The sequence below is a fragment of the Streptomyces sp. NBC_00344 genome (assembly GCF_036088315.1).
Lineage (GTDB): Bacteria > Actinomycetota > Actinomycetes > Streptomycetales > Streptomycetaceae > Streptomyces.
Genome location: NZ_CP107996.1, coordinates 1,113,799 through 1,136,848 on the forward strand (window position 1 = coordinate 1,113,799; position 23,050 = coordinate 1,136,848).

The 23,050-nt window shown below is 69.3% G+C and carries 26 protein-coding genes; 16 read left to right on the plus strand and 10 right to left on the minus strand.

What is annotated here, in order from left to right:
- Positions 1–23 precede the first annotated feature (23 nt).
- Positions 24–881 carry a GNAT family N-acetyltransferase gene (locus OHS16_RS05100; protein WP_328535956.1) on the plus strand — a complete coding sequence of 286 codons (858 nt, stop codon included), beginning with the start codon at positions 24–26 and terminating at the stop codon, positions 879–881.
- Between the two features lie 65 nt (positions 882–946).
- Here the strand turns inward: OHS16_RS05100 and dmpI are convergent, their stop codons facing one another.
- Together dmpI and OHS16_RS05110 are read right to left on the minus strand one after the other, a co-directional pair.
- Entirely contained in the window at positions 947–1,129 is a 183-nt protein-coding gene (gene dmpI, locus OHS16_RS05105) for a 4-oxalocrotonate tautomerase DmpI (protein WP_328535957.1), read from the minus strand.
- Between the two features lie 117 nt (positions 1,130–1,246).
- A complete protein-coding gene (locus OHS16_RS05110; protein WP_328535958.1) occupies positions 1,247–2,140 on the minus strand; it encodes a LysR family transcriptional regulator in 894 nt (297 codons plus the stop codon).
- A 49-nt stretch (positions 2,141–2,189) separates the two neighbouring features.
- Here OHS16_RS05110 and OHS16_RS05115 point away from each other — a divergent pair, with 49 nt between their 5' ends.
- Complete coding sequence (locus OHS16_RS05115) at positions 2,190–2,834, plus strand: LysE family translocator (RefSeq protein WP_328535959.1); 645 nt, start codon at positions 2,190–2,192, stop codon at positions 2,832–2,834.
- 48 nt (positions 2,835–2,882) lie between these two features.
- Here OHS16_RS05115 and OHS16_RS05120 read toward each other — a convergent pair whose 3' ends face one another.
- Positions 2,883–3,977 (minus strand): winged helix DNA-binding domain-containing protein, encoded by a 1,095-nt coding sequence (locus OHS16_RS05120; protein ID WP_328535960.1) that lies wholly within the window; start codon positions 3,975–3,977, stop codon positions 2,883–2,885.
- Positions 3,978–4,115: 138 nt separating this feature from the next.
- Between OHS16_RS05120 and OHS16_RS05125 the strand changes: the two genes are divergently transcribed.
- On the plus strand, positions 4,116–5,267 hold the full coding sequence (locus OHS16_RS05125; RefSeq protein WP_328535961.1) for a magnesium and cobalt transport protein CorA: 1,152 nt from the start codon (positions 4,116–4,118) through the stop codon (positions 5,265–5,267).
- 45 nt (positions 5,268–5,312) lie between these two features.
- On the opposite strand, the gene OHS16_RS05130 is transcribed toward OHS16_RS05125, so the two are convergent.
- Complete coding sequence (locus OHS16_RS05130) at positions 5,313–6,218, minus strand: S41 family peptidase (protein ID WP_328535962.1); 906 nt, start codon at positions 6,216–6,218, stop codon at positions 5,313–5,315.
- A gap of 57 nt (positions 6,219–6,275) precedes the next feature.
- Here OHS16_RS05130 and OHS16_RS05135 point away from each other — a divergent pair, with 57 nt between their 5' ends.
- The 7 genes from OHS16_RS05135 (at position 6,276) to OHS16_RS05165 (ending at position 12,986) form a co-directional block, all read left to right on the plus strand.
- The gene (locus OHS16_RS05135) at positions 6,276–6,818 is read left to right on the plus strand and encodes an ArsR/SmtB family transcription factor (RefSeq protein ID WP_328535963.1); all 543 of its coding nucleotides are present in this window, start codon (positions 6,276–6,278) and stop codon (positions 6,816–6,818) included.
- A gap of 90 nt (positions 6,819–6,908) precedes the next feature.
- Positions 6,909–7,601 carry a VOC family protein gene (locus tag OHS16_RS05140; RefSeq protein WP_328535964.1) on the plus strand — a complete coding sequence of 231 codons (693 nt, stop codon included), beginning with the start codon at positions 6,909–6,911 and terminating at the stop codon, positions 7,599–7,601.
- 162 nt (positions 7,602–7,763) lie between these two features.
- The gene (locus OHS16_RS05145; RefSeq protein WP_328535965.1) at positions 7,764–8,186 is read left to right on the plus strand and encodes an erythromycin esterase family protein; all 423 of its coding nucleotides are present in this window, start codon (positions 7,764–7,766) and stop codon (positions 8,184–8,186) included.
- A 159-nt stretch (positions 8,187–8,345) separates the two neighbouring features.
- A complete protein-coding gene (locus OHS16_RS05150; protein ID WP_328535966.1) occupies positions 8,346–9,152 on the plus strand; it encodes a DeoR/GlpR family DNA-binding transcription regulator in 807 nt (268 codons plus the stop codon).
- 629 nt (positions 9,153–9,781) lie between these two features.
- Positions 9,782–11,068, plus strand: coding sequence for an ABC transporter substrate-binding protein (locus tag OHS16_RS05155; RefSeq protein ID WP_443042743.1), 1,287 nt, complete (start codon positions 9,782–9,784; stop codon positions 11,066–11,068).
- Complete coding sequence (locus tag OHS16_RS05160) at positions 11,068–12,075, plus strand: carbohydrate ABC transporter permease (protein WP_328535968.1); 1,008 nt, start codon at positions 11,068–11,070, stop codon at positions 12,073–12,075. Before OHS16_RS05155 ends, OHS16_RS05160 begins: the two co-directional genes overlap by 1 nt.
- Complete coding sequence (locus OHS16_RS05165) at positions 12,072–12,986, plus strand: carbohydrate ABC transporter permease (RefSeq protein ID WP_328535969.1); 915 nt, start codon at positions 12,072–12,074, stop codon at positions 12,984–12,986. Before OHS16_RS05160 ends, OHS16_RS05165 begins: the two co-directional genes overlap by 4 nt.
- Positions 12,987–13,235: 249 nt before the next feature.
- Here OHS16_RS05165 and OHS16_RS05170 read toward each other — a convergent pair whose 3' ends face one another.
- Genes OHS16_RS05170 through OHS16_RS05180 form a run of 3 tightly spaced genes read right to left on the minus strand, consistent with a single transcriptional unit; the run spans position 13,236 to position 15,204 of the window.
- The gene (locus OHS16_RS05170) at positions 13,236–14,051 is read right to left on the minus strand and encodes an SAM-dependent methyltransferase (protein WP_328535970.1); all 816 of its coding nucleotides are present in this window, start codon (positions 14,049–14,051) and stop codon (positions 13,236–13,238) included.
- Between the two features lie 50 nt (positions 14,052–14,101).
- On the minus strand, positions 14,102–14,341 hold the full coding sequence (locus OHS16_RS05175) for a DUF397 domain-containing protein (protein WP_328535971.1): 240 nt from the start codon (positions 14,339–14,341) through the stop codon (positions 14,102–14,104).
- Positions 14,338–15,204, minus strand: a complete 867-nt coding sequence (locus OHS16_RS05180; RefSeq protein ID WP_328535972.1) for a helix-turn-helix domain-containing protein — start codon at positions 15,202–15,204, stop codon at positions 14,338–14,340. Before OHS16_RS05180 ends, OHS16_RS05175 begins: the two co-directional genes overlap by 4 nt.
- A 192-nt stretch (positions 15,205–15,396) precedes the next feature.
- On the opposite strand from OHS16_RS05180, the gene OHS16_RS05185 reads away from it, so the two are divergent.
- Positions 15,397–15,825, plus strand: coding sequence for an ATP-binding protein (locus OHS16_RS05185; RefSeq protein WP_328535973.1), 429 nt, complete (start codon positions 15,397–15,399; stop codon positions 15,823–15,825).
- Between the two features lie 78 nt (positions 15,826–15,903).
- A complete protein-coding gene (locus OHS16_RS05190; protein WP_328535974.1) occupies positions 15,904–16,317 on the plus strand; it encodes a DUF6302 family protein in 414 nt (137 codons plus the stop codon).
- Positions 16,318–16,327: 10 nt separating this feature from the next.
- On the opposite strand, the gene OHS16_RS05195 is transcribed toward OHS16_RS05190, so the two are convergent.
- Positions 16,328–16,966 (minus strand): class F sortase, encoded by a 639-nt coding sequence (locus OHS16_RS05195; protein WP_328535975.1) that lies wholly within the window; start codon positions 16,964–16,966, stop codon positions 16,328–16,330.
- Positions 16,967–17,005: 39 nt separating this feature from the next.
- Positions 17,006–17,656, minus strand: coding sequence for a hypothetical protein (locus OHS16_RS05200; RefSeq protein WP_328535976.1), 651 nt, complete (start codon positions 17,654–17,656; stop codon positions 17,006–17,008).
- Positions 17,657–17,918: 262 nt separating this feature from the next.
- On the opposite strand from OHS16_RS05200, the gene OHS16_RS05205 reads away from it, so the two are divergent.
- Positions 17,919–19,079: a D-alanyl-D-alanine carboxypeptidase family protein gene (locus tag OHS16_RS05205; protein WP_328535977.1), complete on the plus strand. Its 1,161-nt coding sequence runs from the start codon at positions 17,919–17,921 to the stop codon at positions 19,077–19,079.
- Positions 19,080–19,154: 75 nt separating this feature from the next.
- Here the strand turns inward: OHS16_RS05205 and OHS16_RS05210 are convergent, their stop codons facing one another.
- Entirely contained in the window at positions 19,155–20,024 is an 870-nt protein-coding gene (locus OHS16_RS05210; protein ID WP_328535978.1) for a UbiA family prenyltransferase, read from the minus strand.
- Between the two features lie 177 nt (positions 20,025–20,201).
- On the opposite strand from OHS16_RS05210, the gene OHS16_RS05215 reads away from it, so the two are divergent.
- The 3 genes from OHS16_RS05215 to OHS16_RS05225 are packed head-to-tail and all read left to right on the plus strand — an operon-like array spanning position 20,202 to position 22,838.
- Complete coding sequence (locus OHS16_RS05215) at positions 20,202–21,269, plus strand: type III polyketide synthase (protein ID WP_328535979.1); 1,068 nt, start codon at positions 20,202–20,204, stop codon at positions 21,267–21,269.
- Between the two features lie 13 nt (positions 21,270–21,282).
- Complete coding sequence (locus OHS16_RS05220) at positions 21,283–21,828, plus strand: isoprenylcysteine carboxyl methyltransferase family protein (protein WP_328535980.1); 546 nt, start codon at positions 21,283–21,285, stop codon at positions 21,826–21,828.
- A complete protein-coding gene (locus OHS16_RS05225; RefSeq protein ID WP_328535981.1) occupies positions 21,825–22,838 on the plus strand; it encodes an NAD(P)/FAD-dependent oxidoreductase in 1,014 nt (337 codons plus the stop codon). The genes OHS16_RS05220 and OHS16_RS05225 overlap by 4 nt, the downstream gene beginning before the upstream one ends.
- The last annotated feature ends 212 nt before the right edge of the window (positions 22,839–23,050 follow it).

Here is a 23,050-nt window from a genome sequence, read left to right on the forward strand (position 1 = left end):
GGCCGCAGAGAGGGAGAGCACGGATGACGCATTCACCCGCCGAGCAGCTTGTGGTCGCTCGGGCGACACCTGAGGTCTGGCCCGTGATCAGCGGGTGGGCGCACGACGAGGGCTGGAACCCGGGGCTGCGCGACGAGGAGAGTTTCTTCGCCCAGGACCCCGCGGGATTCTTCCTCGGCCGGCTGGACGGGGAGCCGGTCTCGGCTGTCTCCATGGTCAACTACGGCGACCACTACGCCTTCCTCGGCTGCTATCTGGTCCGCCCCGACCTGCGCGGACGCGGCTACGGCATGACCACCTGGAAGGCGGGGCTCGCCCATGCGGGCAGTCGGACCATCGGTCTGGACGGTGTGGTCGCCCAGCAGGGCAACTACCGCCAGTCGGGATTCGCCCTCGCCCATCGCACCGTCCGCCATGTCGGCCGTATCGGCACCGTGGGGCAGCCGGCCACCCATGTCCGGCCGTTCGTCGCGGGTGACCGGGAGGCCGTCGGCGCCTACGACAGTGCGTGCTGGCCGGCCGAACGGCCCCGCTTCCTCGACCACTGGCTGGCCACCGAGGGGCACCGGGCCCTGGTCCGGGTCGTGGACGGACGGCTCACCGGCTACGCGGTGATCCGTCCCGCGCGGGACGCCCTGCGCGTCGGCCCGCTGTTCGCCGATTCGGTGTCGGATGCCGGGTCGCTGTTCGCCGGGCTGGCGGCGGAGGCCGGCACGGCGGAGGTGGCGGTGGACGTCCCCGAGTCCAACCCGGCCGCGGTGGCTCTGGCGCGCTCACTGGGGCTGGCACCCGCGTTCCAGACGGCACGGATGTACACCGGGCCGGTCCGCCCCTTCGCCGAGGACCGGGTCTTCGGCGTGACCACCCTCGAACTCGGCTGAGCCCCGGGCCCCGGGGCGCCGGGCCGGCCCCCGTGCGGGGCCCTGCCCGGTGGGCCCGGCGGCCGCTACTTGTCCGCGATGAGCTTGCCGCCGACGCCCCAGCTGTCGGCCGGCACCTCCTGGATCCAGACCTGTACGGCCTCGGCCGGGATCTGCAGCGAATCGACGAACGCGTCGGTGACCCGCCTGACCAGTTCGCGCTTGAGCTCGATGTCGCGGGGACCCTGCTGAACGGTGACGATCGGCATGACCGAAACTCCCTCGTCCGCGGCGGCTCTCCGGTTTGTTCCGGGTCGCTCACCGGCATGACCCCAGTCCATCCGATCCACAGTGCCCGGCCAAGAAGCAGATCGCGGCCGCAGCGATCAGTTCTCGTGATGACTGCCGGTCGCAGCGGCGCCGCACGCCTGGAGGAGCAGATCGAGCATCGGTGGCGGGGTCTTCCGGCGCACCGCGAGCGACGTGGTCAGGAAGAGCGGGCGTTCCCGGAACGGGAGGAAGGCCACCCGCGGGCTGAGCAGTTGCCGGGCGTGGGCCGCGTACACCACCGTCCACATCGGGGCGGCTCCCGCACCGATGGAGGCGAGGGTGTTCTGCAGAGAGCCGCCGACCGGCGCGGGCACCGGTTCGAACCCGGCCTCGTGGCAGGCGTCGACCACGAGGTCGACCAGGGCCGGGTTGTTACGGCGGGCGGTGAGTTTCAGCCGCAGCGGGGCGAGGTCCGCCAGTGCCACGTCCGGTTTTGCGGCGAGTGGATGGCCGGCCGGGACCACCGCGACCAGCGGGTCCTCCCAGAGCCCGAACAGCCGTACGTCCTTCGCGGGTTGCGGCGAGCGCACGAAGGAAGCGTCCAGTCGTCCTTCGGCGACCTGCTCCAGGCGCTCCGCGGTCGGCCCGGACCTCAGCTCCACCACGGTGTCCGGCGCGAGGTCCGCGAAGGCGGCAAGCACCCGGTCCAGATGAGCACCGAGGCCGTTGCTCGTCCCCAGCCGCAGCAACTTCGCGGGCGGGGCGACCGCCGCACGCGCCCGGTCCGCGGCAGCGAGCACGTCGCGCGCCTCCGGCAGCAGCCGCTCCCCCGCACCGGTGAGGCGTACATGCCGGGGCGAGCGGTCGAAGAGCTCGGCGCCCAGCTCCCGCTCCAGGCGCCGGATCTGCTGGCTCACCGCGGACTGCACGATGTGCAGACGCTCGGCGGCCCGCCCGAAGTGCAGTTCCTCGGCGACCGTCACGAAGTAGGTGAGCTGGCGCAACTCCATGCCGAAGACCCTAACCGGCTGTTTGAATGAGGCCCAGGGGGTGCCCGGCATGGTGTCGACCGATCGTATTCTCGCCTTCTCGGCGGTGTCTCTCCTGGTGATCGCGATCCCAGGGCCCAGCGTGCTGTTCGTCATCGGCCGGGCGCTGGCGCACGGCAGGCGCACCGCCCTCGCGACGGTGCTCGGCAACGTTCTCGGCTCGTACGTCCTGGTGGTGGTCGTGGCGCTGGGCGTCGGCTCCCTTGTCGAGCGGTCCGCCGCGGTGTTCACCGCCGTCAAACTGGCCGGCGCGGCGTATCTGATGGTGCTGGGGGTGCAGGCGTTCCGGCACCGCAAGGAGATGAGGCTCGGCGAACCGGCGGCCGCGGAGCGTCCGGCCCGCGGGGACACCCGCACCGTCCTCGACGGGATCCTGGTCGGCGTCACCAACCCGAAGGGCATCGTCTTCTTCGCGGCCGTACTGCCGCAGTTCGTGGATCATGCGGCAGGCCGTCTGCCCGGGCAGATGCTGCTGCTGGGCCTGGTGCCGATCTCCATCGGTCTGGTCACCGACACGTTGTGGGGACTGACGGCATCGGCGGCCCGGTCCTGGTTCGCCCGTTCGGAGCGGCGGCTCTCGCTGATCGGCGGGGCCGGTGGCTTCGCAATGATCGGGCTCGGGGTGACGGTGGCGGCAACGGGACAGGCGGACTGAGCCCCCCTTTCCCCTCGTGTCCCGGATTCCGTCCCCGCCCGCGCGCTCTCACTCGGCGAAGGCGCCGAAGCGGATGTCGTACGCCGTGGCGCCGCTCATCGCGGCCAGCATCCGTTCGCCCTCCAGCTCCAGGCCCCGACGGTCGGCCCGGCTCGGCCCGGTGAACGGGTCGATCTGCAGGGTGAGCGTCCCCCGGTATTCCTTCGTCCGCCAGATGCCGGCCAGGAAACCGTCGAGCAGGAAACTGCCGAAGGCCTGATTGCCCTTTCCGTTGCGGCCCCGGTATTCGGCGGGGATCACCCGGGTGCGGTCGGCGTGGGCAAGCAGCACGTTGTCGAACTCGGGCAGGAAGCGCGGCGGCGCGGGGGTGTCCTCGTCGGGGCGCGGTGCGTCGGGCAGGTCGAAGAGCTCGGCGCCGGTCGCGTCCCGGAACGTGACGAGCCCGGGCCGCAGCCGTTCGAACACCTCAGTCAGCCGGGTCAGCCCCGCCCACATCTGCATGTCCTTCACCGATGCGGGGCCGAAGGCCCGCAGATAGCGCAACACGGTCGCATCCGGCGCGGGGACCGGCTCGGGCCTGCGGCCGAGCCACTGCTCGACGGTGGTGAGTGCGACCTGGCCGCTTCTCCCCCAGAGCCCGCGCGGAGTGACCTGCACCAGCGGGAGCCTGCACCGGGCCGCCACGGAAAGGGCGAGGGGATCGGCGTCGGGCCACTCCTTCAGCAGACACTCGCGGAGCTCCTTCATCGTGCGGGGCCGCTCCTCGACCAGTCCGCGCGAGATCTCCGCCAGGCGGTCCAGGTCGACGCCGGCGAGACCGTTGCGGAATGCCCTGAGTTCACGTTCCCGTGCTGCCTGCACCAGCGGCCGGAGGGTGAGCGCGTCATCGGCGGTGTGCAGGTGGATGGTGGACCGCATGGTCACGATCCGCACGGCTTCCCGCGTCTCCAGCAGGTCCGACAGCTCGCCCGGGTCGAAATTCTCCAGCCGGGACCAGAGCTGGAAGTACGGCGGCCTGGTGTTCTGTGCCTGGAGACCGAGCAGACGGGCAACGGCGTCCGCGGCGGGCAACGCGACCCGGCGCAGCAGGAACTGGCGGTCCAGGGTGGCGCGGTTGAGTGCGCGGATACTGATCGAAGCCATGCGGGAACGCTACCCGGGCTTGCGGACACCTTCCGTCCTCATACCGGCAACCGGTCGGCCACACTGTGCCATTTGGGCCGTATATCCTGCACCGAGTCATAGCCGGGGCAGGAACGAAGCGCGAGGTGAGTTGTCCGGATGCCGCTGTCGCCGAGGAACCGGAACGCCAGAAAGCACTCCTGGCGCCGCTCTGCCCAGCCCGCGGCGACGGAGCCGCCCGCCGAGACGCCTGCCGCCCCGGCCGCAGCGGCGCCCGTCCAGCTGGACAGCGCCAGCGTCGTCCAGGCTGCGCTCTACCGCGAAGGCCGCCGTGTCTCCACCCCCGACTCGCTCGCTGAGACCTTCAGGCAGCTGCGTGAGCATCCCGACGGCATGGCGTGGATCGGCCTGCACCGCCCCAGCGAGGGAGAGATCCTTTCGCTGGCCGCGGAGTTCGATCTGCACCCGCTGGCCGTCGAGGACGCGCTGGAAGCACATCAGCGGCCGAAACTGGAGCGGTACGGCGACACCCTGTTCGTCGTCCTGCGCGCCGCGCGCTATCTCGACGCGCCCGAGGAAGTCGACTTCGGTGAACTGCACGTCTTCATCGGCGGCGACTTCCTGATCACCGTCAGGCACGGCGCGGCCCCCGACCTGTCCGCGGTGCGCCGGCGGATGGAGGAGACCCCGGACCTGCTGGCGCTGGGGCCGGAGGCGGCGCTGTACGCCATCCTCGACGCAGTGGTCGACGGGTACGCCCCCGTGGTGACAGGCGTGCAGACCGACATCGACGAGATCGAGACCGAGGTCTTCGGCGGCGACCCCGCGGTTTCCCGCCGCATCTACGAACTCTCCCGCGAAATGGTCGAGTTCCAGCGCGCGACCCGCCCCCTGGTGGGCATGCTGCACGCCCTGATGGCCGGCTTCGCCAAGTACGGAACGCACGAGGAGCTGCAGCGCTACCTCCGTGACGTCGCGGACCACGTGACCCACACCAGTGAGCGGGTGGACGGCTTCCGGCAGGCGCTGACCGACATTCTGACGGTCAACGCGACCCTGGTGACCCAGCAGCAGAACGCGGAGATGCGGGCGCTGGCCGAGGCGGGGTTCGAGCAGAACGAGGAGATCAAGAAGATCTCGTCGTGGGCGGCCATTCTGTTCGCGCCCACGCTGGTGGGAACGATCTACGGGATGAACTTCGAGAGCATGCCGGAGCTGAACTGGACGTTCGGCTACCCGTTCGCGATCGGCCTGATGGCACTGGTCTGCGTGAGCCTGTACTTCATCTTCAAGAAGCGGGACTGGCTGTAGCGGCGACCGCGAGCAGCTGCTCCCCGCTGCATGAGCTGGACTGCGTCAGCCAGCCAGTCGGGCGAGCGCCAGTGCGTGCGCCTGGTCGAGGGCCTCAGTAGCAGCGCAAGGCACGTCCGGCTGCACACCGGTGCCCTCCCAGTTCGCGCCGGAGACGGGGTTGATGGCGCGGCCAATGGGAACGGTCGCTTCCAGGTGTGGGTGCACGGTCCAGCCCTTGCACGGATGTGCGCCACCGCGAGTGCGCTCGCCGACGAGAACGGCTCGGCCGAGCTGCTGCAGGTCGTAGGCCAGCTCCTCAGCGGCCGAGAAGGTGCTGTCACTGGACAACACATACAACGGCTTGCTGCCACCAAAGCACGCGCCGGGAACGTGCGGCTGGCTCCAGGACTGCTCACTGCGCTCGCCGCCGCGCCAGTACATGGTGTTGAGGTGAGTGCGCTCGTCCAACAGATAACTGCAGACGAAGGCGACCGCGTCCGGGTCGCCACCCCGGTTGGCGCGAAGGTCCACGATCAGCGCCTGGGCGCGGGAGGCCAGGGTGAGCGCGGCGCTCAGCGGTTCGGCGGCCCACTCCAGCGGAAACAGCATCGGTGCCAGCTCCACCACGGCGACCCCTCCGCCGAGCAACTCCACCCGGGGCGCTCCGCCCAGCGAGGTGTCGAAGTCCCGGCGCATGGAGTCCAGGGTGGCCGCCCCCTGCTTCGGGGACACCGGGTCGACGTGATGCTTCAGTCTCAGGTGTCTGTCGTCGTTGACGGACTGCAGGTCCGCGGTGACCAGACGGGCGAGCTCCTCGGCGCCGTCGACGTCATAGGCGCCCTCGGCGAGGCGTCGTTGTAGCAGGCCGGCGAGCCGCTCGGCTATCTCGGGGAAAACGTAGTGCTCGGTCAGCAGCCGGGCTGTCTCGTCGATGACAGGGGCAGGCTGAAGCTTCGTCAGAGTCGTCATGGCAGGGAGTAGAACACTGCCCTTGCGAAAGCGTCAATGAGATTAGACACTTTCGGTATGCGTGATCAGCCTTCCCACTCGCTACCTCCTGAGGACGTTCTGGAGATCGGCGCGCCTGAGCAGTTCGCCGCGCTCGCCCACCCGTTGCGTCAGCGGTTGCTCTTCGCCCTGGGCCACCAGCCTGCCACCATCAGCCGGCTTGCGGCGCAGCTCGACGCGAAGAAGGGCAACGTGGCCCACCACCTCAAAGTGCTCCGCGAAGCCGGGCTGGTCCACGTCGCCGAGACTCGCCAGGTCCGTGGCGGCACCGAGCAGTACTACCAGCGCACGGCCCGCCACATGGTCGTCGCCGAGCCCCAAGCGGCAGGCACCGCCGCGATGCTCGCCGCGGTCGCCAAGGAGCTGGACCGCTCTCCCGCCGAGACGCACCTGACACTGCGCCACCTGCGTCTCAGCCCTGCGAAGGCAAGAGAACTCGGCGAGGCCCTCGCCAAACTGATCGACGACGCCGAAGAAAATGCAGAGGACCAGCCCGTGCACGGCGCGTTGGTGGCGCTCTATCAGCAGGCTCGGTCGACCGGCACCACCGGTTCCGCCTAGCGGCACCAACCTCACGAGACAGCCCACCCAGGACCTGCTTCAGAAGTACTGGGAGGCGGGGCTGGCAGTGGGGACTGCAAGGATGGGGCCATGGAGCAGATGTTGAGTCGGCAGGAAGCGTCGGAGGCGGTCCAGGACTACGGGTGGCGCTTCTTGCTGGGCGTTTTGCGAACGTCGGTCCCGGTCGGGTCGTTGGCTCAGGCGATCGGCTTGGCAGCGGACGCTGTCGCGGTGTGCGGCGACGACGCCGACCGGCACCTTCGGGTCGATGTCCGACCCGATCGGGCCGTCTTCACTCTGCAGTCGTTGGACCGCGCAGCGGTTACCGCCCAGGATGTCGAACTCGCGCGTCGGATCTCCGCCACCGCCGACGAGTCCGGGTTTCTGACAGAACCCGAGATCGGAACGGCGGCACCGCGGTCCGTCCAGCTTCTGGAGATCGCCATTGATGCACTGGACATCGCCGGGATTCGGCCGTTCTGGAAGGCAGTGCTGGGCTATACGGATGAGGCGGGCGCCGGGGGACCGGAGGATCCGCTCGTCGACCCGGTCGGGCAGGGCCCGGCCGTCTGGTTCCAGCAGATGGACCGGGCGCGCCCGCAGCGCAATCGCATCCACTTCGACATCTGTGTTCCGCACGACGAGGCACCCCGGCGGATCGAGACCGCACTGGCGGTTGGGGGCCGGCTTCTGTCCGCGACCCGTGCCCCCGCCTTCTGGGTGCTCGCCGACCTGGAGGGGAACGAAGTCTGCGTCACCACATGGCAGGGCCGAGACAGCTGAAACTTCCCTCGAACCTGCTGGTCACAGCCACTCGTTGATGTCTGCGACCAGCACGGTTGCCTCATAGCGGACGGCGAGCTTGTCGTATCTTGTGGCCACGGCGCGGTGGTGTTCAGGCGATTGATCCCGCATTCCACGGCATGGCGCTCCGAGGAGTCGGTCTTGTCGAACTTCGGTGGCCGGCCACCGCGCGAGCTGCGCATTCGGCGGTTGGCGATCGGCCTGACCGACGACACCGCGGCCCGCGCCATCTACATGGCCGGATCGGCCCTGTGGCAGCTGGAGCACCTCGAACCCGGGACTCCCGTCGTGCTGGCGGTCCACGACGCGCACATCCAGAAGACGCCGGTCTCCTTCAACGGGCACCTCACCGGGCTCCCGATGGGACAGCGCCTGCACAGCGCCCTCGGCGACGACTACTCCGCCCTCGGCCTGACAAGCGCCACAGGACACACGGCCGAGATGCGCCGCGACGAGAAAACGCCCTTCGCTTCGCCGTCGACACCATCGCTCTGGAGCAGCCCGAGCCGGGCAGCGTCGAAGCCGCTCACGATTCACCGCCCCGGCGTCCCCGTCCTGTGCTGACAGTGAGCGCTTCTCGAGTGTTCTTCTGTGATCGCTTCTGTTCTATAGTGCGGGACGTTGTGGTGGTCAGCCAGTGCCGTGGCAGACCACGGCGCCGGCCCCTCAGCGCCCGACCAGCAGCGTTGGCCAACAGCGCCCGGCCGACAGGGAGTAGAGGCAATGGCGGATCGGGGAAACCTGCTCGCTCACCAGCGTCGGGCGCTGATTCTGGAGTCGGTCCGCCGGGACGGCGCCGTCCGGGTCACGCAGCTCGTCGGGCAGCTCGGCGTGTCGGACATGACCATCCGGCGCGACCTGGACGCGCTGTCGAGTGTGGGGTTCCTGGAGAAGGTGCACGGCGGGGCGGTGACCGCCAGCACGAGCCTCCACGAACCGGGTTTCGAGGCCAAGTCCACACGTGAGGCACTCGCCAAGGCCGCGATCGCCGATGCCGCCGCGGCGCGGGTCGAACCCGGCAGCGTGCTGGCGATCGGCGCCGGAACCACGGCTCACGCGGTGGCCATCCGGCTGGTCGACGTCCCGGATCTGACCGTGGTCACCAATTCACTGCCGGTCGCCGAGGCCTTCAGATCCGCCGGCCGGGAGGGCGGGTCAGCCGCGACGCTCCTTCTCACCGGTGGGTCGCCCACACCGTCCGCGGCGCTCGTGGGTCCGCTGGCCGACCTGGCCATCGGTTCGCTCCATGTGGACCTGCTGATACTCGGCACGCACGGCGCCTCCGAGACAGCGGGGCTGACCAGCCCCAACCTCGCCGAGGCCCAGACCAATCGTGCGCTGGTCACCGCTGCCCGCCGGATCGCGGTGGTCGCCGATCACACCAAGTGGGGCGTCGTCGGCCTCAGCGGATTCTGCCCGCTCGCCGACATCAACTGGTTCATCACGGACGACCGGCTGCCCGCCGAGGCATGCACCCTGCTCACGGACACCGTCGGCGAGCTGACCCTCGCGGACACCCGCACCGCCTGACCCTGGGGGCCGGCCGGCGTCCTGCCGCTCGGGCCGGAGGAACACCCGGCGTCGAGGCCGGGCGCCGCGGGGCGGGGTCGGCCACCGATTCCCGAAAGTAAACAGACTCCAACGCTCCGACGGCTTCCCCACTCCGGAGCCGGCGTCCGGACCGGTCCGGACGGCATACGAAGGGCAACCGGTGACGGCCGGAAACCGTCGGCCTCAGCCGCCCCTGCAGGCACACGAGTTGGTGCTCATTGTGGCAACAAGTCCGTCCCTGTCCCGGCACCCGTGGACTTACCGAATCAACCGGAGCCGCTGCTCACGGCCACTGCCCGGGACGAAGGGGACAACATGCCGTCAACCGTCGCACCGGACGGACATCACGGTCCGGCAACGCATCCTCTGTGAAGCGTTGACGCCCCCAACCATGTGGCGTAGAACTACCCCAGCGGTCGAGTTACGTTTCATCTTGGTGACTTCTGTTGGAAACCGATTGTCGCTACAGGGCCCTCCAGGAACTTCCGCTCCGTTGTCGCTCCACCTCTCGTCCTCTAGAACGCCCACACACACACGGAGGCACCATGTCGGACGTCGATTCGCCGGGTACCAGCCAGGACGTCGGGACTTCACCGACTCGCAGGAACGTGCTGAGGGGTATCGCCGGTGCTGCCGGCCTGGCGGTCGTCTCCGGTGGCCTCCTGACTGCCTGTGACAGCTCCTCGTCCACCAGCAGTTCCGGCGGCGGGGGCAAGAAGGGCGGACCGATCACCTTCGGCTCGAACTACTCGGACCCCGCCGCCAAGACCGCCTTCGCCGCGCTGTGTACCGCGGCGACGAAGTCGACCAAGTCGAAGATCAAGATCAACACGGTCGACCACAACTCCTTCCAGGAGAACATCACCAGCTATCTGCAGGGCACACCGGACGACCTCTTCGCCTGGTTCGCCGGCTACCGCATGCAGTACTTCGCCGCGCAGGGCCTGGCCCAGCCGCTCGACGACGTCTGGGACAAGATAGGCAGCAACTTCGGTCCTGCAGCCAAGAAGCTCTCCACCGGCCTGGACGGCCACCAGTACCTGGTTCCGCTGTACAACTACCCGTGGGTGGTCCACTACAACAAGAGCCACTTCGCCGCCAAGGGCTACAAGGTGCCGACCACCTGGGACGAGTACATCGCCCTGGCCAAGAAGATGAAGGGCGACGGTATCGTCCCGATCGCCTTCGCCGACAAGGACGGCTGGCCGGCCCTGGGGACGTTCGACATCCTCAACATGCGCATCAACGGCTTCGACTACCACACGAAGCTGATGAAGCATGAGATCCCGTGGACCGACAAGGGCGTGACCACGGTGTTCGAGCACTGGGCCGAGCTCATGCCGTACATGCAGCCCGGCGCCAACGGACGCATCTGGCAGGACGCGGCGAAGACCCTGGAGGCCAAGAAGGCCGGGATGATGTTCCAGGGCACCAACCAGGTCGCCGCCCAGTACGTCACGGACAAGGCGAACCTCGACGACCTGGACTTCTTCACCTTCCCCGCGATAAACCCGGCGTACGGCCAGGACTACATGGACGCGCCGACCGACGGGTTCATGCTCAGCAAGAAGGCCAAGAACAGCACCGCGGCCAAGGATGTCCTCGAGTACATCGGCAGCGGCGCGGCGGAGGCCACCTACCTCAAGACCGACCAGTGGGACGTCGGTCTGGCCACCGGTCTGAAGGTGCCCACCTACAACGCCATCCAGAAGAAGTCGGTCGCCGAGATCGCCAAGTGCAAGGCCGTGGGCCAGTTCATGGACCGCGACGCCGATCCCGCGATGGCCACCGCCATGATCTCCGTCATCCAGAAGTTCATCGGGGACCCCAGCACGGGCAACATCGCCAAACTCCAGAAGAGCGCCGAATCGCAGGCAAAGGCGATCTACAGCTGATGAGTTCCAGCACTCGCACACACGCCCCGGTGGCGCCGGCCGTGGCTGAGGCCCCGGCCCGCCGTCGCCGCCGGGGCGTGCGCAGAATGTCCCGACGGGACCGCATCGCGGTCGCTCTGCTCCTCGGCATTCCGCTGCTGATCGACATCGCCTTCGTCTGGGTTCCGGCTCTGGGCACCGTGGCGCTGTCGTTCTTCAAGTGGAACGGCGTCGGGAGTCTGAGCACCAAGACGTGTCAGCCGAATCTCCCGTCGATCCTGAACAACGGCTGTATGGACGGGGTGCAGAACTTCCATCAGGCGGCCTCGAACTACCCCGCTTTCTGGCCGGCTGTCTGGCACAACCTCATCTGGCTCGGCGTCTTCGTCTTCATCGCCACGCCGCTCGGCATGCTGTTCGCGGTGCTCATCGACCGCGGCATCAAGGGCAGCCGGATGTACCAGAGCATTCTCTTCCTCCCGGTCATGCTCTCCCTGGCGCTCGTCGGCATCATCTGGGAGTTCATGTACTCGCAGAACCTCGGGCTGATCAACACCGTCATCGGACGCAACGGCAGTACCAACGCCATCGACTGGCTCGGCGACCCGCACATCAACCTGTGGGCGGTGCTGGTCGAGGCCACCTGGCGGCAGTCCGGTTACGTGATGGTGCTGTATCTGGCCGGCCTCAAGGCGGTCGACCCCACGCTCCGCGAGGCTGCCCTGGTGGACGGCGCCAACGCCTGGCAGACCTTCTGGCGGGTGGTCTTCCCCGTGATGCGGCCGATCAACATCGTCATCATGGTCGTCACCGTCATCGAGTCGCTGCGCGCCTTCGACCTCGTGTACATCACCAACAAGGGAATCAACGGCCTGGAGCTGCTCTCGGTACTGGTCACATCGAACATCGTCGGCGAGACCCAGCGTGTCGGATTCGGCTCCGCCCTGGGTGTGGTGCTGCTGGTGATCTCTCTGGTGCCGATCACCATCTTCCTGTACCAGACGTTCCGCCGTGAGGAATCGCGATGACCACCGACACCCTGCCCCCGCTTCAGGCGCAGCCGGCCGCCCAGGGCCCCAAGAAGTCGCGGCCCTGGGGGCAGATCGCCTCCCAGCTCTTCCTGATCAGCGCCTCGGTCATGTGGCTGCTGCCCATCGCGTTCGCGCTGTATGTCGCGATCCGGCCGTACGAGGACACGACGAAGTACGGCTATGTCTCGCTGCCGCACCACCTGACGCTGCAGAACTTCAGCGACGCCTGGGTCCAGTCGGACATGCTCCACTTCTTCCTCAACTCCGTGATGATCACCCTTCCATCGGTGATCATCGTGCTGGCACTGGCATCCGGTGTGGCCTTCGTTCTCACCCGGGTCAACGTCAAGATCAACGTCACGCTGCTGATCCTCTTCACGGCCGGCAACCTGCTCCCCCAGCAGGTGATCATCACCCCGCTGTACCGCATCTTCCTGAAGATCCCGCTGCCGTCCTTCCTCGGCGGAAGCGGGCTGATGTACAACTCGATCACCGGCCTGATCGTCATCAACGTGGCCTTCCAGCTCGGCTTCTGCGTCTTTGTGCTGAGCAACTACATGAAGTCGATCCCCGAGGAGATGTACGAGGCGGCCATGGTCGACGGAGCGAGTCTGTGGACCCGCTTCTGGAAGCTCACCGTGCCGCTGTGCCGTCCGGCTCTGGCGGCTCTGGCCACCTTGCTGACCACCTGGATCTACAACGACTTCTTCTGGGCCATCACCTTGATGTCATCCGGGGACAAGCGCCCCGTCACATCGGCGCTGGCAAACCTCCAGGGTCAGTTCGTCAGCAACCAGAACCTCATCGCCGCGGCGGCCATGATCGCCGCCGTTCCCACCCTGATCGTCTACATCCTGCTGCAGAAGCAGTTCATCGCGGGCCTGTCCCTCGGGTCCAGCAAGGGATGACGGACGGCCGATGAGCCACGAGCCCCGGCCGACGCGGGTCCCGCGCGGGCCGGGGTGCCCGTCGGCGGGGGCCACGGAAGGCGCCGCCCGGCGGCGGGCCGCCTTCTGCCGTCGGCCGCCGGACGATTCGCCGCCGACGCGGAACTGCCGGGCACGAAGGGCGTAGACCCTCTCTGCGCGGGATCCGGCGCGCCGTCTCCGGAGCGGACCGCCGTCCCACCGATCTCGGAGCTGCCCCGTCCGAGCGGGTCACCGTTTGAGCGCCACACCCGCGTAGAAGGAGACAGACGCGTCGGTGGCCCCGGGAAGAGGATCACCGTCGGGGCGCCAGTGGAGCGGGGACACCAGACCGGGGTCGACGAAGGCAAGGCCCTCGAAGAAGCGGAGTACTTCCTTCCTGGTTCGCACCTGGGTTTCGATCCCGCCGGACCGGTACACCTCCAGGATCTTCTCCCAGGGCTCCGGGTCGAAGTCCGGTGTGCAGTGGGAAAGAATCAGATAGCTGCCCGGGGCAAGGGTGCCGACCAGGTGCTCCACGATGTCGTACGGCCGGTACGTGTCGGGCACGAAGTGCAGAAGCGCGTTGAGGGACAGGGCGACCGGCCGGCTCAGGTCGAGCGTCCGGTGCAGCAGGTCGGCCGATGTGATGCTGTCCGGCTCCCGCACATCGGCCTGGATGTACGCCGTGCGGCCCTCGGGACTGCTGCGCATCAGGGCCTGCGCGTGCCGCAGCACCACAGGATCGTTGTCGACGTAGACGATCCTGGACTCCGGGTGGTTCTGCTGTGCGATCTGGTGCAGGTTCGGCTGGGTGGGGATGCCGGTGCCGATGTCGAGGAACTGCCGGACATCGGTGTGTGCGGCGATCCAGCGGGTCGCCCGGTGCATGAACTGCCGGTTGGTCTTGGCGCAGATTCTGGCCGTGGGGAAGATGGTTTCCACCTGCGCCGCGGCTTCCTGGTCGACCTCGTAGTGGTCCTTGCCGTCGAGGTAGTAGTCGTACATGCGGGCGCCGTGCGGTTTGGTGGTGTCGATCGGGTCGGCGGTCGGACCGAGGTCGGCCATGCCAGGTCTCCTGTCTTCCTGCGGTGTGTGTGTGTGGGGGGCGGGCCGGTTCAGGCGTCGAGCAGATAGTCCGCCTGGCCGGCCTTGGCACCGGCGATGAAGGCGGCAAGCTCCTCGCGGGTGTAGATCAGCGCGGCCCCCGACGGATCGGTGGACTGGCGGAGTGCGATCAGACCGCCCGGAAGCCGTTTGGCTTCCACGCAGTTGCCGCCGTTCGTGCCGCTCCAGGGTTTTTCCCAGCCCTCTGCGCCGAGGGAAGAAGCGGATATGCCGTTGTGCAGGGAGGTCATATGCGGTCCTTGCGTGCGTCTTCCAGGATCTTGCGGGTTTCTTCCACGGTCTTCGCCTGGGTGGACAACCGGTCCAGCGCCTCGAGGTGCGCGGCGACGTAGGGGCGCTGATCCTGATAAGAAGCACCGCTGATCGATTCCGTGTAGACGATGTCGGGCAGTTCGGGCATGGGGAAGCGGAAGAGGCTGAATGGCCCGAACGCCCCTATGTGCGGCCCGACTTCGAAGGGAAGCAGCTGCAGCGTCACGTTGGTCATCGTCGAGGCCTGGAACAGTCTCTCGATCTGACCTCGCATCACCTCGCGGCCGCCCACCGGCCGGCAGAGCACCGCCTCCTCCACCAGGGCCCACAGAGCCGGCGCCCCCGGCTTCTCCAGCAGTTCCTGCCGTTTGAGCCGGAGAGCGACCCGCCGCTCGAGCTCACCGTCGGCACCTCGGCCCAGGCCGGCTCTGAGCACGGCCCGCGCGTACTCCTCGGTCTGCAGGAGGCCCGGCACATAGTGGGGTTCGTAGGTGCGGATGAGGGTGGCTTCGTCCTCGAGGCTGACGTAGACGCTGAACCAGTCGGGCAGGGCGTCTCGGTAGTCGTGCCACCAGCCGGGCCGGTTCGCCGTCCGCGCCAGCTCAATGAACTCCTCGATCTCTCCGGCCGGTACGTCGTAGAGGCCGAGGAGCTGACGGACGTAGGGAATCTTGAGACCGACTTCGGCCTTCTCCATGCGCCTGATGGTCACCGGTGTGACATCGATGGCTTCGGCAGCCGCGTCGAACGTCACTCCGGCCCTCTTGCGCAGCGCTCCGAGCCTCTTGCTCAGGACGATACGCAGAACGGTCGGCGCGGTGCCCGATTTCGCTTCGCTCACGTACTTTCTCCTGACTGCTCGTCACCAGCCGCAGTGTGCCGGGTGGTTGAGGGCACAAATAGATGAGTGCGAAGCATTCTGAAATTATCAGGTTGGCGGTTGCGACTTGACTACGTCAACGAGCATAGTGAACGCGTGACTCACCGAGCGGATGTCAACAGCCAGGGCCAACTCCCGTTAACATCGGGCCGATTGAACACGCACGGGCGACGCACCGAACGCAGACACGTGTTCACGCTCCCGGGGTGCCTGGGCTCTGTCGCCGACGCCAGGCGGCGTACCCGCGACCGGCTTCATCTGTGGGGATTCGCCGGGGAGATCTGTGACCTCACCGTGCTCGTCGTGTCCGAACTGGTCACCAATGCGGTGCGTCACACCGCCAGCCGGGCCGTCGTGTGCCAGGTGCGCAGCACCGGCAGCCTCGTGCACGTCGAGGTCCAGGACGAGGGAGCGGCGAAGCGCCGGCCGAGGAAACTCACCCCCGGCGTCGAGTCGGAGGGCGGCCGCGGACTGCTGCTTGTCGACACCCTCACCGAGTCCTGGGGTGTCAGGTCATCGGCGCCGGGCACGGGCGGCGGGCCGGGGCGCACCGTATGGGCCACGCTTCGTTCGGTGGTGTGAGAGCGATGGCCGGCGTGAGGGGCGCCGGATGACTCAGGGCGCACCGAAGGCGTCGGCCGACCCGGGAGATGACGGTTCGTGAGCAGTGCGCACCCCGGCGTCCGGCCACTGCGGATCACGTTGCGGCCGGCATCTGAGGCTCATGACTACGCCGCCTACGCCGATACGCTCGCTGACAACGGTCTTCTGAACGGCGCCGTGGCCGTCAGCGTCTTCCGTATTCCTCTGCTGGCCGTCCCGGTCGGCGGTGCCCGCCGCGGCGGTTGTCTGGTCGCCGGCAGTGACTGCCGCATCGCCCTGGCGATCTGTGACGCGCTCACGGGCTGGACCGGCTTCCCCGACGTCCGGGTCATGGAGGCCCGGCGTAAATGGGTGGTGGCCTGGGGCGAGAGCGAACCCGAACCGGGCTGGGACCTGGTGCACCCGGACCGATTGCGGTTCTACGGGTACTCCGCAGCGGCGATCGCCAGACGGGCCCTGGCCGGCATCTGAGCGCGGTCCTTCACCTCACCGAGGACAGCCGTGCGAAGACGACGACGTTCCCGTCGTACCCGGTCGATGTCGAATAGGCACCACCACAGGTGATGACCCGGAGTTCCGGCCGGCCGGTGCCGCCGTACACCCGGCCGGCGGGGAAGTTCTTCTTCGTGAATGTGCTGATGCCGTAGACGTCGAACACGGCCCGGCGGCCGTCCGTCCGCAGCACGTCGATGTGCGCACCCGTGCGCAGGGCGCCAAGAGCGAAGAACACCGCGGGGCCCGACTGGTTGTCCACATGCCCGACGACGATCGCGGTGCCGCGCTCCCCCGGCGACACGGCGCCCCGGTACCACCCCGCCAGGTTCCTGTTCTGCGGAGGTGGCGCCTCGATCCAGCCGTCCTTGTCCCTGCCCACCACGGCGACCGGCGCGTCGACGTGGATGGCGGGGATGAGCACACGGCGCACACCCGCGGCAGGCAGCGCTCCCGGCCGGGCGGCCGCCGAGACCGCAGGGGACCTCCCCGCCGACGAAGCCGCGTCCGGCTGCGGCGGAGCCGATCCCTCGGTGCCGTTGCGCACCAGCGCCACGCCGGTGAGCAGGACGAGCGCGACGACACCCCAATGGGATCGTTTCCTGGCGCGGTCACTGTCGGGGGTCATCGCACTCCGCTCCGCGCGGCCGTGACCGGCGCGGACGGGTCAGGTCCGGTCCCGGGCGGACCGGCGGCGCAGATGGAGTACTCCACCGAGGGCCCCGGCGATGAGTGCGCCGCCGGCCACGAGTTCGGCCGGGTTCGTACCGGAGACGGAGCCGCCGAAACCGGCCTTGACTCCCTTGTCCGGCTTGGTGTGCCCCTTGGTCTTGTCTCCCGTGTCGTGCCGGTCGTTCGTGCCGCCCGGCTCGTCCCAGCCGCCCGTGCCGCCCGGCTCGTCCCGGCCGCCCGTGCCGCCCGGCTCGTCCCGGCCGCCCGTGTCGCCCCCGACTGCTGTGTCGCCCTTGTCGACCGGGCCGCCGGCGACCGTCAGCGGCGTCGTACCCGTCTCGCCGTCGCAGTCGAAGGTGACGTCGTACTGCGCACCGGGCTTGGTCTCCGGGTCGACCACAGCCGTCGCCGGCTGGCCCTTCTTCAGAGTGACGGTGTCGAAGACACCCGAAGTGGCGGTGGCACTTGGGGCTTCACAGCCGGTGACCGTGAGGGTGACCGAGTCGCCGGGAGCCACGGAGGCCGGTGACGCGGTGAAGCCGAAGGAGGTGATGTCACCGTCGTCGCCCGCGGTGGCAGCCGGTGCGGACAGCGATATAGCGGCGACGCTCAACAGGGCGGCGGAGCCGATACTCGTCCAACGCATGGGTGTACCTCCAGCAAGGAATTCCGACATTTGCTGTCACTTAGCAATAAATGAACCCCCTCGCTGGGCAGGCTAGGCCGGTAGTGATCGCCTCGCGAGCCCGGTCACCCGAACGAGTAGGCGGTTTGCGCCGAACCGCCCGCACAACGCCGGACGAGCCCGGCCGGCGGTGGTGCCCCTGGCCACGGCGCGGCCCTCCCGGACGGCTTCCCGGGGCGTCGCCCGAGATGCGGGCAGTGCCGGGGCTTCTTAACGTAATCGAATGATCATCAGTCCACTGGTACGAAGCCTCTGCGCGGGAGCCGTGGTGCTGACCGCGGGCGTCGCCTCCGTCGCTCCCAGCGCCGCCTCCCCGGCGCCGGCCCACGCGACGCACCGGCCGAGCGGGCGGACGCAGCACGACGACCGCGTGCCCGCTCTGCCCGCACGGCTGTCGGCGTTGTCCTGGGTGGTCGCCGATGCCACCACGGGCGATGTCCTGGCATCCCACGAGCCACACCGGCATCTGGCACCGGCCAGCACACTCAAGACACTCTTCGCGCTCGCCGTGCTGCCCCGCCTGTCCGCCGAGCAGGTGCACACCGTGTCACCTGCCGAGCTGAAGGCCGTCGGCGAAGGGAGCAGCCGGGTCGGTGTCGAGGAGGACCGCGCCTACCGGGTGGCGGACCTGTGGCGCGGCGTCTTCCTCCGGTCGGGGGGCGACGCGGTTCATGTACTGGCCGCCATGAACGGGGGCGTGCGGAAGACCATCACCGATATGCGGCAGCAGGCCGCCCGGCTGGGGGCCGTCGACACCCACGTCATGTCCACGGACGGCTACGACACTCCGGGCCAGTACTCCTCCGCCTACGATCTCGCTCTCTTCGGCCGGGCGGGCCTGGCCGATCCGGCGTTCGCCCGGTACTGCTCGACGCGCTCCGCGACCTTTCCCGGCGGTCTCGACCAGTCCGGCAGGGCCGGGGCGTCGTTCGAGATCCAGAACACCAACCGTCTCCTGACGGGCACCCCCGACGTCCGGCCCTACCCGGGCCTCATCGGGGTGAAGAACGGATACACCACAGAGGCGGGCAACACTCTGATCGCCGCCGCCCACCGCGGGAAGCGGACGCTGATCGTGACGGTGATGAACCCCACCGCGGGCTCTGTGTACGAGGAGGCCCGTTCCCTTCTCGACTGGGGCTTCGCCGCGGACGACAACGTGCAGCCGGTGGGGGCCCTGCGGCCCGCCGATGTGCGCCCGGCGGCGCTGCGTCACCGTCCTGTCGAAGCCCCGCGGCCGGCGAAGGCCCCGCCCGCCGTGCGTTCGGCACACCGCACCGCGGACGGCCGGCTCACCTCACCGGCCGGCATCGCGACGGTCGGCGTTCTGCTCGCTTCCCTGGCCGGCTCGTTCTGGCTGCTGCGCCGCCGGATGCGGCGCTGACGGTCCGCGCGACGCGCGGACCGGACCCGGTGGGCGAGGCGGCCACCGGACGCTGCGCCCGCGCTCCCGCCCGGCTCAGGAGATCCTGGTGCCGCTCGACAGCAGCAGGGCCACGTCCACCACGGCCACCGCGACCGCGGCGGCGAACGCCAGACGCTCCCTGTGCCGGCCCGCGACCGTCCCCGCAAGCGCGATCACCGCAGCCAGCGCCAGGGCAGGCAGGCCACCGGTGCCGGGCGGCCCTGCGGGCCCGAGCACCAGCACCGCCGTCGCGGACACCAGCGGCACCGGCAGCAACAACCGGGCGCCGCGGGGGCCCAGACGGTGCGGCAGGCCGCGTACCCCGGCTCGCAGATCGTCGCGGATGTCCGGCAGGGCATCACCCAGGTGGGCGCCCGCCCCCAGCAGCGCGCCCGTGGTGACGATCCACCAGGCCGGTACGGGCGCACCCGGCAGCCCCAGAGCCACGAACGCCGGCAGGCAGGCGAAGCCCAGCACATAGGGCAGCCAGGACCAGAGAGTCGCCTTGAGCCGGAGGTCGTACGCCCAGGCCCAGGCGACACCGGTCAGATGGACTGCGCCCGCCCACAGGCCGCAGCCCAGCGAGAGCGGCACACACAGCGCCAGCGCCACGAACGCGGCGGTCCACACGGTCGGCACTCCGACCGCGCCCTCGACGACCGGCTTGCCCCGGCGGCCGGCCGCGGTGTCCCGGCGGGCGTCGACGGCGTCATTGCACCAGCCGACGGACAGCTGGCCCGCGAGCACTGCGGCGCCGGTCAGCGCACACCGCGGGGCGCTCTGTCCCGCGGTCACGGCGAGCGCGGTCATCAGAACCGTGACCGCGACGACGGGCCCGGGGTGGCACGAGCCGGCCAGCCCGGCCACCGCACGGCTCCAGCGCGCGGCCGGCTCACCGTCCACTGACTGCTCGGGAGTTCCCACCAGGCGATGGTAGGCGCAGGACCCGGCACGGAGGGTCCGCGCCGCGTCCGGGGCCCGGACGGGCTCGCTCGGGCGTATCGACGGCTGCGGCAGGCAGCCCGTTCAGGGTGTCGGGGCGCTCACCGGGGGCAGGGGTGCTGGAATGCAGGGCAAGCCATCCCAGAGGCGGGAAAGCAGATGACCCGGATCGCAGCCGTCCACGGTGCCCTCGCGCCGCATCGCCACACCCAGAGCGAGATCACCGACATGGTGGCCCGAACCTGCCTGCCCGCCGGTACCGACCGCCGGGTTCTGGACCGGCTTCACCGGAGCGCGAAGGTGAAGTCACGTCATATGACCCTGCCCATAGCGCAGTACGAGCAGCTCGACGGGTTCGGCGCCGCCAACGACGCGTTCATCGCGGGCGCCACCGAGCTGGGCGCCAAGGCCGTGCGCGGCGCGCTGCGCACGGCGGGGCTCTCGCCGGCCGACGTGGACCTGCTGGTCTTCACCTCGGTCACCGGCATCGCCGCCCCCTCGATCGACGCACGGCTCGCCGGACGCCTCGGGCTGCGCTCCGACGTCAAACGGCTGCCGCTCTTCGGTCTGGGCTGTGCCGGCGGCGCAGCGGGACTGGCCAGGGTGCACGACTATCTGCTCGGGAGGCCCGACCAGGTGGCGGTGCTGCTGTCGGTCGAACTCTGTTCCCTCACCTTCCAGCGCAACGACGCCTCCATGGCCAATCTGGTCGCCACCGGACTCTTCGGGGACGGCGCCGCGGCCGTCGTACTGTGCGGCGCGGACCACGAGTCCGCGAAGCGCGGTGCTCCGGGACCGGTGATCGTGGACACCCGCAGCCGGCTCTATCCGGACACCGAACACGTCATGGGCTGGGACATCGGGAGTTCGGGATTCCGGGTGGTTCTCGACCCATCCGTCCCGGATGTGGTCCGCCGTCATCTCGCCTCGGACGTCGAGGCGTTCCTCGGCGAGCACGGTCTGAAGACCAAGGATGTGGCAGCCTGGGTATGCCATCCCGGAGGCCCCAAGGTGCTCGAGGCGGTCCAGGACGCGCTCGAACTGCCCGAAGGCGCTCTCGACATCACCTGGCGCCATCTGGCGAATGTGGGCAATCTGTCCTCGTCATCGGTGCTCCATGTGCTGGGCGACACGCTGGCCGATCGTCGCCCGCCGCCGGGCGCCCCGGGGCTGCTGCTTGCCATGGGCCCCGGCTTCTGCTGCGAACTGGTGCTGCTGCGCTGGTAGGTCGGAGGACCGCATGATCTGGTACGTGCTGCTGGTGGTTGCCGTCGCGGCCGAGCGCATCGCCGAACTCGTCGTCGCCCGGCGCAATGAGCGCTGGAGCATGGCGTGCGGAGCGACGGTCGCCGGCCAGGGCCACTATCCACCGATGGTCGCTCTGCACACCGGCCTGCTGGCCGCCTGCGTGGTCGAGGTCCAGTTCGGCGACCGGCCCTTCCTGCCGGCGCTGGGGTGGCCGATGGCCTGCGCGTTGCTGGCCGCCCAGGCGCTGCGCTGGTGGTGCATCACCACTCTGGGGCCGCGCTGGAACACCCGGGTGATCGTGGTCCCGGGGCTGCCCCTGGTGGACGGCGGCCCCTACCGGTGGCTGCGGCATCCCAACTACGTCGCTGTGGTCGCCGAGGGGATCGCCCTCCCGATGGTGCACACCGCCTGGATGACAGCGGTCGCTTTCACGGTGCTCAACGCGGCGCTGCTGACAGTCCGTATCCGCTGCGAGAACGCGGCGCTGACCGCCGCGTCCGCGCCGCCCTTCGACGGCAGCAGGGACGTCACGGCGTGATCGACGTTCTGGTGGCGGGTGGCGGACCCGCGGGGCTCGCCACGGCCATCGAGGCCACGCTCGCCGGCCTGGAGGCCGTCGTGGTCGAACCCAGGGCCGCCCCGGTGGACAAGGCATGCGGGGAGGGGGTGATGCCCGCGGGCGTCGCCGCCCTGCGGGCGCTGGGTGTCGGGCCCCAGGGACGCGAGCTGCACGGTATCCGCTATCTGGACCGCGATCACCGCGCGGAGGCCAGGTTCCGAGACGGCACGGGCCTCGGCGTGCGGCGGACGGTACTGCATGCCGCCCTTCACCGGCGCGCCCGCGACCTGGGCGTGCGGGTGATCGACGGCAAGGTGGGAACGGTGCATCAGAGCACCGGCTCCGTCACGGCGGCCGGTCTCACGGCCCGCTGGCTGATCGCCGCCGACGGGCTGCACTCACCACTGCGGCGCACCCTCGGCCTCGGTCTGCCAGGGAGGACTCCCGGCCGGTTCGGTCTGCGCCGGCACTACCGCTGCGCACCATGGTCCGACTTCGTGGAGGTCCACTGGTCGCGGTACGGCGAGGCCTATGTGACGCCGGTGGGCGACCAGTTGGTCGGTGTCGCGATCCTCAGTCGTGAACGACGCGGATACGACGGGCACCTGGCCGGCTTCCCGGCCCTCGCGGCGGCGCTGCGCGGTGCGCAGGCCGGTCCGGTGCGCGGCGCCGGCCCACTGCGCCAGCGGGTACGGTGCCGGGTGGCCGGGCGGGTACTTCTCGTGGGTGACGCGGCCGGCTATGTCGACGCGCTCACCGGCGAGGGCATCGCCCTCGCGCTGGCCACGGCACACGCGGCAGTGCACGCTCTGGCCGCGGGCCGCCCGGAGGACTACGAGAGCGAGTGGAACAGGCTGACCCGGCGTCACCGACTGTTGACCGGAGCGCTGCTGATGGCCGCCGGCAGCCGTCGCACGGCGGGGCTCGTCGTGCCCGCCGCATCGCGCATGCCGTCCGTCTTCGCGGCCGCGGTGCACGCGCTGCAGTAGGAGGGCCCGGGCTTTCCTCAGCCCGTCCCGGGAACCGCAAAATTGCGGTTCTTGTGTTTCTTATTGCGCATCTCTGTGTACATCTTGCATGGCGACGATCCTGCGCATGTCGTGTCCAGGGCGCTCCGAGAGTGATCCCTACGTCGACATCGCCCGTGTCCACCAACGACCCTGCGGGGCCCGAGGTTTGACATGGACTCACCGATTTTCTC

Bases quoted from the DNA above. Each gene is read 5' to 3' on its own strand.
- OHS16_RS05220 (WP_328535980.1), top strand. From the start codon at position 21,283: ATGATCTGGTACGTGCTGCTGGTGGTTGCCGTCGCGGCCGAGCGCATC.
- OHS16_RS05170 (WP_328535970.1), bottom strand. From the start codon at position 14,051: ATGGCCGACCTCGGTCCGACCGCCGACCCGATCGACACCACCAAACCG.
- OHS16_RS05205 (WP_328535977.1), top strand. From the start codon at position 17,919: ATGATCATCAGTCCACTGGTACGAAGCCTCTGCGCGGGAGCCGTGGTG.
- OHS16_RS05165 (WP_328535969.1), top strand. From the start codon at position 12,072: ATGACCACCGACACCCTGCCCCCGCTTCAGGCGCAGCCGGCCGCCCAG.
- OHS16_RS05175 (WP_328535971.1), bottom strand. From the start codon at position 14,341: ATGACCTCCCTGCACAACGGCATATCCGCTTCTTCCCTCGGCGCAGAG.
- dmpI (WP_328535957.1), bottom strand. From the start codon at position 1,129: ATGCCGATCGTCACCGTTCAGCAGGGTCCCCGCGACATCGAGCTCAAG.
- OHS16_RS05125 (WP_328535961.1), top strand. From the start codon at position 4,116: ATGCCGCTGTCGCCGAGGAACCGGAACGCCAGAAAGCACTCCTGGCGC.
- OHS16_RS05115 (WP_328535959.1), top strand. From the start codon at position 2,190: ATGGTGTCGACCGATCGTATTCTCGCCTTCTCGGCGGTGTCTCTCCTG.
- OHS16_RS05195 (WP_328535975.1), bottom strand. From the start codon at position 16,966: ATGACCCCCGACAGTGACCGCGCCAGGAAACGATCCCATTGGGGTGTC.
- OHS16_RS05120 (WP_328535960.1), bottom strand. From the start codon at position 3,977: ATGGCTTCGATCAGTATCCGCGCACTCAACCGCGCCACCCTGGACCGC.
- OHS16_RS05135 (WP_328535963.1), top strand. From the start codon at position 6,276: ATGCGTGATCAGCCTTCCCACTCGCTACCTCCTGAGGACGTTCTGGAG.
- OHS16_RS05215 (WP_328535979.1), top strand. From the start codon at position 20,202: ATGACCCGGATCGCAGCCGTCCACGGTGCCCTCGCGCCGCATCGCCAC.
- OHS16_RS05130 (WP_328535962.1), bottom strand. From the start codon at position 6,218: ATGACGACTCTGACGAAGCTTCAGCCTGCCCCTGTCATCGACGAGACA.
- OHS16_RS05200 (WP_328535976.1), bottom strand. From the start codon at position 17,656: ATGCGTTGGACGAGTATCGGCTCCGCCGCCCTGTTGAGCGTCGCCGCT.
- OHS16_RS05160 (WP_328535968.1), top strand. From the start codon at position 11,068: ATGAGTTCCAGCACTCGCACACACGCCCCGGTGGCGCCGGCCGTGGCT.
- OHS16_RS05150 (WP_328535966.1), top strand. From the start codon at position 8,346: ATGGCGGATCGGGGAAACCTGCTCGCTCACCAGCGTCGGGCGCTGATT.
- OHS16_RS05100 (WP_328535956.1), top strand. From the start codon at position 24: ATGACGCATTCACCCGCCGAGCAGCTTGTGGTCGCTCGGGCGACACCT.
- OHS16_RS05140 (WP_328535964.1), top strand. From the start codon at position 6,909: ATGGAGCAGATGTTGAGTCGGCAGGAAGCGTCGGAGGCGGTCCAGGAC.
- OHS16_RS05110 (WP_328535958.1), bottom strand. From the start codon at position 2,140: ATGGAGTTGCGCCAGCTCACCTACTTCGTGACGGTCGCCGAGGAACTG.